Annotated in this window: 6 protein-coding genes and 1 pseudogene; 6 read left to right on the top strand and 1 reads right to left on the bottom strand. The window is 58.1% G+C overall.

The annotated features are described in order from the left end of the window. From NHF56_RS10080 to rarD, 4 genes and pseudogenes are all read left to right on the top strand, one after another. Positions 1–193, top strand: a pseudogene (locus tag NHF56_RS10080) (hypothetical protein); the annotation flags it as partial. Then, positions 190–1,806 carry a citramalate synthase gene (gene cimA, locus NHF56_RS10075; protein ID WP_252803929.1) on the top strand — a complete coding sequence of 539 codons (1,617 nt, stop codon included), beginning with the start codon at positions 190–192 and terminating at the stop codon, positions 1,804–1,806. The pseudogene NHF56_RS10080 and the gene cimA, both read left to right, overlap by 4 nt. A gap of 3 nt (positions 1,807–1,809) precedes the next feature. Next, a complete protein-coding gene (locus NHF56_RS10070; protein WP_252803927.1) occupies positions 1,810–1,956 on the top strand; it encodes a hypothetical protein in 147 nt (48 codons plus the stop codon). A gap of 87 nt (positions 1,957–2,043) precedes the next feature. Beyond that, positions 2,044–2,973 carry an EamA family transporter RarD gene (gene rarD / locus NHF56_RS10065; RefSeq protein WP_252803925.1) on the top strand — a complete coding sequence of 310 codons (930 nt, stop codon included), beginning with the start codon at positions 2,044–2,046 and terminating at the stop codon, positions 2,971–2,973. A 34-nt stretch (positions 2,974–3,007) separates the two neighbouring features. Here rarD and NHF56_RS10060 read toward each other — a convergent pair whose 3' ends face one another. Next, positions 3,008–3,619 (bottom strand): TIGR00730 family Rossman fold protein, encoded by a 612-nt coding sequence (locus NHF56_RS10060; RefSeq protein ID WP_252803923.1) that lies wholly within the window; start codon positions 3,617–3,619, stop codon positions 3,008–3,010. 179 nt (positions 3,620–3,798) lie between these two features. Here NHF56_RS10060 and NHF56_RS10055 point away from each other — a divergent pair, with 179 nt between their 5' ends. Next, positions 3,799–5,928 (top strand): LysM peptidoglycan-binding domain-containing protein, encoded by a 2,130-nt coding sequence (locus NHF56_RS10055; RefSeq protein ID WP_252803921.1) that lies wholly within the window; start codon positions 3,799–3,801, stop codon positions 5,926–5,928. A gap of 131 nt (positions 5,929–6,059) precedes the next feature. Further along, positions 6,060–7,946, top strand: coding sequence for an ABC transporter ATP-binding protein/permease (locus tag NHF56_RS10050; RefSeq protein WP_252803919.1), 1,887 nt, complete (start codon positions 6,060–6,062; stop codon positions 7,944–7,946). Positions 7,947–7,956 lie beyond the last annotated feature (10 nt).

Below are 7,956 nucleotides of genomic sequence, written 5' to 3'. Positions count from 1 at the left end.
ACGAGGACGTGCAGACAGACAATCGGGCGTTTGCGATGCGGGGGACAAAGCAATGACCAAAGAACGCATCTACCTCTTCGACACGACACTGCGCGACGGGCAGCAGACGCACCCGCACGCCCGCAGGAGCGCAGCGAACGAGGACGTGCAGACAGACAATCGGGCGTTTGCGATGCGGGGGACAAAGCAATGACCAAAGAACGCATCTACCTCTTCGACACGACACTGCGCGACGGACAGCAGACGCCCGGCGTGGATTTCTCTGTCGAGGACAAGATTGCCATTGCCAAGATGCTGGACGCGTTCGGGCTGGACTATGTGGAAGGCGGCTATCCCGGTGCCAACCCGACCGATACGGCTTTCTTCTCCGCCAAGCGAACAAGCACATCGTCTTTCGTCGCCTTCGGCATGACCAAGCGGGCAGGGGTCTCCGTTTCCAATGATCCGGGTCTCGCCCAGCTTCTCCAGTCGCGTTCGGATGCCATCTGTTATGTCGCCAAGAGCTGGGACTACCATGTGGAAGTCGCGCTCGGCTGCACCAATGAAGAAAACCTGGAAAGCATCGATCAGTCTGTCAAAGCCGCTGTCGGCGTCGGCAAGGAGGCGATGGTTGATTGCGAGCATTTCTTCGATGGTTACAAGGCCAACCCGGACTATGCGCTCGCCTGCGCCAAGACCGCTTATGAGGCCGGTGCACGATGGGTCGTTCTCTGTGACACCAATGGCGGCACCCAGCCGTCCGAAATCAGGGACATCATCGCAACCGTGATTGCCCATGGCGTGCCGGGCGATCACCTCGGCATCCATGCCCACAATGACACCGGACAGGCTGTGGCCAATTCGCTTGCAGCCATCGAGGCTGGCGTGCGCCAGGTGCAGGGCACATTGAACGGCATTGGCGAACGCTGCGGCAATGCCAATCTCGTAACCATCATCCCGACGCTGATCCTCAAGGACGCCTATAACACCCGTTTCGAAACCGGCATTGATGCAACTCGCCTCGAAGGTCTGACGCAGCTTTCGCGCGCTTTCGACGAATTGCTGAACCGCTCGCCTGATACCCAGCTTCCCTATGTCGGCGCCTCTGCCTTTGCGACCAAAGCCGGCATTCACGCCTCGGCGCTTTTGAAAGATCCGCGCACCTATGAGCATGTCGAGCCGGAAACGGTCGGCAACACGCGCAAGGTCATGGTCTCCGATCAGGGCGGCAAGTCGAACTTCCTCAATGCGCTCAAGCGCCGCGGCATCACCGTGGCGAAGGACGATCCGCGCCTTGATACGCTGATCTCGATCGTCAAGGAGCGAGAAGCGCAGGGCTATGCCTATGAGGCCGCCGATGCGAGCTTTGAAATCCTCGCCTTGAACACGTTGGGCTCGGTTCCTGAATTCTTCAAGGTCGAGAGTTTCCGGGTCATGGTCGAGCGTCGCTTCGACGCCAATGGCAACCTGAAAACCGTTTCCGAAGCCGTGGTGAAGGTCGATGTCGATGGCAATGAGGTCATGTCGGTTGCCGAAGGTTCAGGCCCGGTCAACGCGCTCGATATCGCCTTCCGCAAGGATCTCGGCAAATACCAGCCGGAAATCGAAGACCTCGAACTGGTGGATTACAAGGTGCGTATCCTCAATGGCGGCACGGAGGCCATCACCCGCGTTCTCATCGAATCGGCTGATGGTTCGGGCCGGCGCTGGTGGACTGTTGGCGTTTCGGATAATATCATTGACGCATCCTTCCAGGCCCTGATGGATTCCATCATCTACAAGCTGATGAAAAACCGCGGCCAGGCAGGATTGATGGCAGCGGAGTAGGTGATGGCTGAGGGGCGGGTTCCCACATGGATATTGGCAAGTGGCATCGCCTCGGCGTTTTTGCTGCTGCCTGTCCTTGCCGCCTGGTATTACCTCGGCACCGATATTTTCCTGGTCTACCTTGAACAGGGACTTGCCTACTGCCTGTGACAGTGCAGTGCACACTTCAAAAAAATGAATTTGCCCATCACGCAATGCCACAGGTAGTCAGGCGTTTTGGAATGATCGAGACGTCAAATGGCAGCCCCGCAAAACATCGTAACGCCCGTCAAGAATGAAGACACGATCGAAGGCTTCTTCTTCGCGCTGACGGCCTATCTCCTGTGGGGCTTTTTGCCGCTGCTGCTGAAAGCGACCGCCCTGATGTCACCCGTGGAGGTGATTGCGCATCGCATCATCTGGTCCGTTCCCGTCGCCGGTGCCGTGCTGCTTGCAATTCGCCGCACCGCTGATCTCAAAGCCGCTATCCGTTCGCCGAAGATACTGGCCATGGCCGCCCTCACAGCCTCGATCATCACCATCAATTGGGGCACTTACGTGTGGGCCGTCGGTGCCGGACACACGGTCGAGGCAGCGCTCGGCTATTACATCAATCCCTTGTTCTCGATCTTCCTCGCCTCGGTCTTGTTGCGCGAAAAGCTCACGCTTGGTCAATGGGGCGCCATCGGCCTTGCCGCCATTGCTGTGGTCATTTTGAGCCTTGAGACCGGCGGTCTGCCCTGGGTCTCGCTCATCCTCATGTTTTCCTGGGGCTTTTATGCCTTCTTCCGCAAGACGCTGCCGGTTGGCCCCAATCAGGGCTTCTTCTTGGAAGTCGCCATCCTGTCGATTGCCGCCGTTCCTTACGTCATCTATCTGCAGGCTACCGGGCAGGGGCATTTTGGCTCAACGGGTTATGCGGATATGCTTCTGTTGCTGGCCTGCGGCCTTGCAACGGCCATCCCGCTGATGATGTACGCGAATGGGGCGAAGAGACTTCGCCTCTCCACCATCGGCATCATGCAATATATCTCGCCGACACTCATCTTCCTGATTGCCGTCTTCGTGTTCCATGAGCCCTTCAGCTTTCAAAAGCTCATTGCATTCGGCTTTATCTGGTCGGCGCTCATCATCTATTCCTGGCCGATGATCCGGAACCTCATCCGCAAACCGCCGCTGACGGACTGAAACCTGTAAAGGGATTTCAGGCTTTATCCGCAGATCACATCTTGTCGATGACGTGGTCGTCGCCACCATTGCTGCGCGCTGCGGCGAGAATTGCAGGAACAATGTCCTCTGCGCGGTCGACCACGAGCGGCTGCACGAGATGCCCGGTATGGACGAAGCCGGCGGCGCGCATATGCTCCAGAAGCTTCAGCATCGGATCCCAGAAACCGTTGATATTGGCGAAAACCATCGGTTTTTTGTGGTGGCCGAGCTGTGACCAGGTCATGATTTCCACGATCTCTTCCAGCGTGCCGATGCCGCCGGGCAATGTCACAAAGGCGTCCGCCTCTTCAAACATCCGGTGTTTGCGTTGATGCATGTTTTCCGTCACCACCAGTTCGGTGAGCTCGGTCAGCGCCTCTTCGGTGGCTTCCTTGTTCATCAGAAATTCCGGAATAATCCCGAGAACGCTTCCACCATTTGACATGGTGCTTGCGGCAACTGCACCCATGATGCCGCGCGTGCCTCCGCCGTAAACAAGCCGCAGCCCGTTTTCGGCAATGGCTCTGCCAAGTTGATGTCCAGCCTCCACATAGGCCGCGTCCAGTCCCGGTCGGGAACCACAGTATACGCAGATGCTGCGAATCGTATCCGTTTTATCGCTCATTCTTTGACAAGACATTCAAGGCGAGTTTGGGTCAAGAAATTCACGGCTTTTTTGGTCGTAATCCCTTGGATTTTAGGGAAAAGCTTGTGTCAACACACAGAAATCGGTAGCAATCAGGCAGGGGAATTTGCCGCAGCGCGGCATAGCGGGCCTGCAGGGCCGTGCAGGAGATGGAAACGATGATGAAAAACCGCGCCGGACTGGTGGCACTTCTTGTTGTGGCAATTGCTGCGGTCGTGATGATTTTCTTTGTCTTGCCGGGGCGCAAGGGTGCCGATGAGCTGGCCGATAAGGCGGGCGACGTCACCGAGGCAGCCAAAGAAGCAGCAGGGGATGCCGCCGACAAGGCTGATCGCGTCAAGGAAGCGCTGTCGAGCCCCGAAATCATGGAAAAGGTCGAGCGTCTGAAATCGGATGCCGAAGCAGCAGCAGCAAGCCTTCAGAGCCTTTTTGAAAATGGCCGCATCCCTTCAGAAGAAGAGCTTGCAGACGCCAAGGCCAAGGCCGAGGCGGCATTGAAGGCCATCACAGATTTTCAGGCGCCCGAGGGTGCTGAGTCTGCCGTCGATAGCGTTGTCTCAGGCATGAAGGAAAACGCCGCCAAAGCGCTCGCAGCGGTCAAGTCGATCCCCGATGATGCGCAAAACGCAGCTGCTGCCGTGACCGGTTTGAAAGACTTTTTCGGAATGAAGTCCGATGACAAGGTTGCTGCCGCGCCCGAAGAGGACAGTGAGACCGGGGCAGCACCAACGGCAATCGCTCAAATGCCGACATTCGATGTTCTACGGGTCGAAAAGGATGGTTCCACCGTGATTGCCGGCAAGGGAACGCCCGGCGCACGCATTGAACTCGTTGATGGCGACAAGGTTATTGCAACGCAGGACATTGACGCCACCGGCGATTTCGCGATCGTTCTCGATCAGCCGCTCGCCGCCGGCGATCACCAGCTGGTTCTGCGTGTGACGGATAAGGACGGCAATACGACCGTGTCGGAAGAAGTGGCGACCGTTTCCGTGCCCGAGGATCAGAGCGGCGAATTGCTTGCCATGGTTTCCAAGCCGGGTGAGGCAAGCCGCATTTTGACCATGCCGCAGGCCGAACCAGAAGTAGCCGCGGTCCAGCCATCCCAGGAAACTGCAGACGCTGCGCCCTCTGCGCAGGCGGAAACGGCAGCCCCGGCTGCCACGGAGCCAAAGACCGAGGATGCGGGATCGAGCGAACAAGGCGAAGCGACGTCGCAGATGGCAAACGCTGCACCAGCCACAGCGGCGCAGACACAGCCAGCCGAGATCCGAGTCACCGCTGTCGAGCTGGAAGGCGACAATATCTATGTCGCCGGCGAGGCGCTGCCAGGTGCGGCACTGAAGGTCTATGCCGACGACAAGCTGGTGGGCGACACGACTGCGGATGCAGAAGGGCATTTCGTGGCCGAAGGTGTCATGCCGCTTACCGTGGGCAACCATATCATTCGCGCTGATGTTATCGAAAAGGCCACCGGAAAGGTCGTCGTTCGCGCCTCCGTGCCGTTCAACCGTCCAGAAGGTGCGCGTGTTGCCGTTGCAGCCAACACCGACAATGCTGCCGCAGCGGTAAACTCGCCCGACGGCCTGGCGATTTCGCAATTGACCCAGTTGCGCGAGGAAACCGCCAAGGCGCTGGTCCTCTTGAAGGGCCTCTTCGCGGATGGCAAGACACCGGAAACGGATGCACTGGCCGCTGCGCGTTCAGCAACCAAAATTGCGCTGAATGCGCTAGCTTCCTTCAAGCCGGGACCGGAAGCCAGTCAGCAAACTATGGCGGCAGCGGACAAGGCGGCGGCAAGTGCTGCGGATGCGCTGAAAATCCTTGACGGCTTGAAGGATGACCCGGCAGCGGTTGCAGCCGCCATCCCGAGCATCGAAAAGGCCGCAGCAGAGGCCATTGCTCCGGTTACAGCCGATGCCGTCAGCGAGAATATTGCACAGGTTGAGCCCCCTGCGGCCTCCGCTGACAATATGTCTGAACAGGCAAAACCGGCCTCGGAGCAGAGTGAGACGCAGGTCGCTGACCAAAGCCCGAAGACGATCGAGCAGGCACCGCTTGAAAACGACGAAAATGCCGTGGTCATTCGCCGTGGCGATACGCTGTGGCAGATATCGCGTCGCCTCTATGGCAAGGGCATTCGCTACACGACGATCTATCTGGCCAACCAGAAGGAAATCCTCGATCCGAACATGATCAATCCCGGCCAGGTCTTCAAAATTCCGCAAGATGTTCTGGAAGACGACCTGAAGGCTGAGGAGACAAACCGGAATTTGCAGTCCCGGTAATAAAGTTCGGACGGCGGCATTGCGCTGCCGTGTGGCTAACCCTATTTGTCAAAAATGCGGCGGCTTCGCAAAGAGCTGCCGCATTTTCATTGACCGAATAAGCGAAAAGAAAAGAATTGGGGAGGCCCGGGATGGCCGAAGCCAGAAAAACCGTCTCTGCGGACGATAGTAATCCGTTTAATACTCTGCGTAATCTCTGGCCTTACATGTGGCCATCAGACCGGCCGGACCTGAAGATGCGGGTCATGTGGGCCGCACTCTTTCTTGTTCTTTCCAAAGTCGTCTTGTTGCTGGTTCCCTATTTCTTCAAATGGGCAACAGACGCACTGAATGGCAAGCCGTCAACGCCGGACTTCATGCCGCAATTCCTGTTGGGTGCGGTTATGCTGGTCATTGCCTATAATGTCGCGCGGCTTGTGCAGGCGGGGCTCAATCAGCTGCGCGATGCACTGTTTGCCAGTGTTGGGCAGCACGCCGTGCGCCAGCTTGCTTTCCGCACCTTTGTGCACATGCACAGACTGTCGCTGCGCTTTCATCTCGAACGGCGCACCGGCGGGCTCTCGCGCATCATCGAGCGCGGTACAAAGGGCATTGAAGCCATCGTGCGCTTCACCATCCTCAACACGGTTCCAACGCTTTTGGAATTCGCACTGACCGCCGCCATCTTCTGGTGGGGATATGGCTTTTCCTATCTCTTCGTGACCGCGATGACCGTCTGGCTCTACATCTGGTTCACCGTGCGCGCCAGTGATTGGCGGATTGGCATTCGCCGCGCCATGAACGATTCCGACACCGAGGCCAACACAAAGGCCATCGACTCGCTCCTGAATTTCGAGACCGTGAAATATTTCGGCAACGAGGAGATGGAGGCCAAGCGCTTTGACGCTTCCATGGAGCGCTATGAGCGGTCGGCGACGCAAGTCTGGACCTCGCTTGGCTGGCTGAACTTCGGCCAGGCTGCTATCTTTGGCGTTGGCACGGCTGTCATGCTCGTCCTGTCCGCCCTTTCGGTGCAAAACGGCACGCACACGATCGGCGATTTCGTCTTCATCAACACCATGCTCATGCAGCTGTCGATCCCGCTCAATTTTATCGGCTTCGTCTATCGCGAAATCCGCCAGGGCCTGACCGATATCGAACAGATGTTCCAGCTGCTCGACGTGGAAGCAGAGGTTGTCGACAAGCCCGGCGCGACACCGTTGCAGGTGGAAAAGGGTGAAATCGAATTCGACAATGTCCACTTCGCCTACGATCAGGCACGACCGATCCTCAAGGGCATTTCGTTCAAGGTGCCTGCGGGAAAGACCGTGGCCGTCGTTGGCCCCTCTGGTGCTGGCAAATCCACGCTCTCACGGCTTCTCTATCGCTTCTACGATGTGCAGGAAGGCTCTGTCCGCATCGACGGTCAGGATGTGCGCGATGTGACCCAAGAGAGCCTGCGCGCCGCCATCGGCATGGTGCCGCAGGACACGGTGCTGTTTAACGACACCGTTGCCTACAACATTTCCTATGGCCGCCCGTCAGCCACCCGCAAGGAGGTGGAAGCCGCAGCCGAAGTCGCCCAGATTGGCCACTTCATTCGCTCACTTCCGGAAGGCTTCGATTCCATGGTGGGCGAGCGCGGCCTCAAGCTTTCGGGCGGCGAAAAGCAGCGCGTTGCCATTGCTCGCACGATCCTGAAGGCGCCGCCGATCCTGATGCTGGACGAGGCGACCTCTGCGCTCGATACCCACACCGAGCAGGAAATCCAGGCAGCACTCGATGCCATTTCCAGAGGCCGCACGACGCTGGTCATCGCCCACCGTCTTTCCACTGTCATCACGGCCGATGAGATTATTGTCTTGAAGGCCGGTGAAATCGTGGAACGCGGAACGCATTCCGAGCTTCTGGAGCAGAAAGGTCTCTACGAGCAGATGTGGAACCGTCAGCGCGAAGCAACCCAGGCCGAAGAGCGGCTCAAGGCCATGCGCGAAAGCGATGATCTTGGCATTGTGATGCGGCTCGATCCGGCCCGCTGAGGAAAATTCC

The sequence above is a fragment of the Rhizobium sp. L1K21 genome (assembly GCF_024055895.1).
In the GTDB taxonomy this organism is placed as follows: domain Bacteria; phylum Pseudomonadota; class Alphaproteobacteria; order Rhizobiales; family Rhizobiaceae; genus Ensifer_A.
The sequence above is the reverse complement of the archived record's forward strand: the minus strand, read 5'-3'. Positions and strand labels throughout refer to the sequence as shown.